At 44.1% G+C, this 2185-nt stretch carries 2 protein-coding genes, 7 tRNA genes and 1 rRNA gene; 2 read left to right on the forward strand and 8 right to left on the reverse strand.

Translation table 11 applies throughout. The annotated features are described in order from the left end of the window. Positions 1-257: 257 nt before the first annotated feature. Both BUB35_RS18160 and BUB35_RS18165 read left to right on the forward strand, forming a co-directional pair. Positions 258-1061, forward strand: a complete 804-nt coding sequence (locus BUB35_RS18160; protein ID WP_242949289.1) for a glycosyltransferase family 8 protein — start codon at positions 258-260, stop codon at positions 1059-1061. Positions 1062-1141: 80 nt separating this feature from the next. Beyond that, the gene (locus BUB35_RS18165) at positions 1142-1354 is read left to right on the forward strand and encodes a hypothetical protein (RefSeq protein ID WP_072854037.1); all 213 of its coding nucleotides are present in this window, start codon (positions 1142-1144) and stop codon (positions 1352-1354) included. Between the two features lie 91 nt (positions 1355-1445). On the opposite strand, the gene BUB35_RS18170 is transcribed toward BUB35_RS18165, so the two are convergent. The 8 genes from BUB35_RS18170 to BUB35_RS18205 form a co-directional block, all read right to left on the reverse strand. Then, positions 1446-1517, reverse strand: a tRNA-Glu gene (locus BUB35_RS18170). Positions 1518-1532: 15 nt separating this feature from the next. Next, positions 1533-1606: transfer RNA gene (locus tag BUB35_RS18175), tRNA-Met, on the reverse strand. Between the two features lie 17 nt (positions 1607-1623). Further along, a tRNA-Val gene (locus tag BUB35_RS18180) sits at positions 1624-1696 on the reverse strand. Positions 1697-1702: 6 nt separating this feature from the next. Continuing rightward, a tRNA-Asp gene (locus BUB35_RS18185) sits at positions 1703-1776 on the reverse strand. A gap of 15 nt (positions 1777-1791) precedes the next feature. Then, positions 1792-1865: transfer RNA gene (locus BUB35_RS18190), tRNA-Ile, on the reverse strand. Positions 1866-1884: 19 nt separating this feature from the next. Beyond that, a tRNA-Thr gene (locus tag BUB35_RS18195) sits at positions 1885-1957 on the reverse strand. Positions 1958-1965: 8 nt separating this feature from the next. Beyond that, positions 1966-2083, reverse strand: a 5S ribosomal RNA gene (rrf, locus tag BUB35_RS18200). An 8-nt stretch (positions 2084-2091) separates the two neighbouring features. Then, a tRNA-Glu gene (locus BUB35_RS18205) sits at positions 2092-2163 on the reverse strand. Positions 2164-2185: the final 22 nt, after the last annotated feature.

A 2185-nucleotide genomic window follows, 5' to 3' on the forward strand; every position in this document is an offset into this window, starting at 1 on the left:
TAGGCATATCCAATTACCTCCTTCGGTGGTACTGTTTCTTACTATTATTATACGCTATTTCTCGTCAAAAATCAACCATTTGTTGTGACAGAGCCAAATATAAAAAGAACCGGAATCTATAAAGAACTCCGGTTCTTTTTTGCATATGTTGTCAGATTTTATCTGATTTTCAATGACAAAACCCCGTTTTTGTCTATGGCTTTTTCTTCTGCATCTGCTAAGATATTTTCTAAAGAGATCAGACAGGAGGAATGCATGTGCATCTTTTATTTACCATCAATGAAAATTATGTATCTGTATTAGAAACCTGTATCCGTTCCATTCTGCGTTTTCCCTGCGAGGAGGGCTATGACCTTTATATCCTCCACGACCAGTTATCGGAGGCTGTTCAGCAGAAACTAACTCAACACGCAGACCAAAATGCAAGATTTCATTTTATTTCCGTGCCGGATACAGCTTTTTCCGACTTTCCACAAAATACACGCTATCCCAAAACCATGTATTATCGTCTGCTTGCGGCGGAATTTCTGCCAGAAACATTAGACCGGGTATTATATCTGGACCCAGATATCGTCGTCATTCGCCCGTTGGATGAACTCTATCATATGTCTTTCGACGGCAATCTTTTCTGCGGTGCCACCCATGTCCGTAAATTTTTAACACGTCTAAACGGTGCCCGTCTGCAAATGCCCGAAGACGCTCCTTATCTCAATTCCGGCGTTCTTCTCATCAATTTGGAAGAATTGCGTAAACGTCCTTGCCGACAAGATATTCTGGCTTATATCGAAAAACGTCAGGCTTATTTTACACTGCCCGATCAGGACATTCTTTCCGCTCTGTATGGCAATGAAACAAAGCTCATTGACCATCTGCGTTATAATCTCAGTGATCGCATGTACTTTCTGCACAATGCCAATCTCCAAAATGAGAAAATCGACTTGGATTGGGTCAGACAAAATACCAGCATCATTCATTATTGCGGGAAAAATAAACCGTGGAAAGAAAATTATCGAGGCGTGTTGGATTGCTTTTACCACGAGGTTCTTTCCTCTCAAAAATGAATTCTTCTCATTGAAACTTTACGAATAACTTTGTCCGTGATATGATAAACGTAATCGTTTCAAAAAAGAGGAGGATTTCTATGAAAGTTGAAACAAGGCTTATCATCGGTCTGGTTTCTGCCGTTTTGGTATTTCTTTATGAATGGCTGTTCAAAAATACATTGGACTGGTATCCATCCATTGTAGCATTTGCCGTGGTCTATTTCATCGCTCCCTATGTTTTCACTCGTTCTTTTTTCTTTGGAAATCGAGGAGAGCAAAACCAGAAAGATCAAAATGATTCTGAAAAATAACCATAAAAAAACACCTTTTAACCAAAACAGTTAAGAGGTGTTTTTTTGTTTCAGAAACTAAAAAACGGACAGCAATCTGTCCGTTAAAAAATGATCCGTGCGGGATTCGAACCCGCGTTACCGCCGTGAAAGGGCGGTGTCTTAACCCCTTGACCAACGGACCATAGACAATAAAAAATAGCGGAGGAGGGATTTGAACCCCCGACACTGCGGGTATGAACCGCATGCTCTAGCCAACTGAGCTACTCCGCCATACTTTACAAAAAACATGGGAGTTACAGGGCTCGAACCTGTGACCCTCTGCTTGTAAGGCAGATGCTCTCCCAGCTGAGCTAAACTCCCATGAAACGACTCAGATGGGGCTCGAACCCACGACCTCCGGCGTGACAGGCCGGCGCTCTAACCAACTGAGCTACTGAGCCATATTTAGTTTTTAATGGGTCTTCAGGGACTCGAACCCGGGACCGTCCGGTTATGAGCCGGATGCTCTAACCAACTGAGCTAAAGACCCGTGAAAACCTTAACTAAAAAGCCGATGATCGGACTCGAACCGATAACCTGCTGATTACAAGTCAGCTGCTCTGCCAATTGAGCCACATCGGCATATTGGATTCTGGCGACCATCTACTCTCCCAGGCAGCTTCCCACCAAGTACCATCGACCGCTCAGGTCTTAACCGTCGTGTTCGGAATGGGAACGGGTGTGCCCCCTGAGCGCATCATCACCAGAAATCTCAATGATCCGTGCGGGATTCGAACCCGCGTTACCGCCGTGAAAGGGCGGTGTCTTAACCCCTTGACCAACGGACCATAAACTCCCCGAGTAGGATTC

The organism is Anaerotignum lactatifermentans DSM 14214 (assembly GCF_900142265.1).
Lineage (GTDB): Bacteria > Bacillota > Clostridia > Lachnospirales > Anaerotignaceae > Anaerotignum > Anaerotignum lactatifermentans.

Bases quoted from the DNA above. Each gene is read 5' to 3' on its own strand.
- BUB35_RS18165 (WP_072854037.1), top strand. From the start codon at position 1,142: ATGAAAGTTGAAACAAGGCTTATCATCGGTCTGGTTTCTGCCGTTTTG.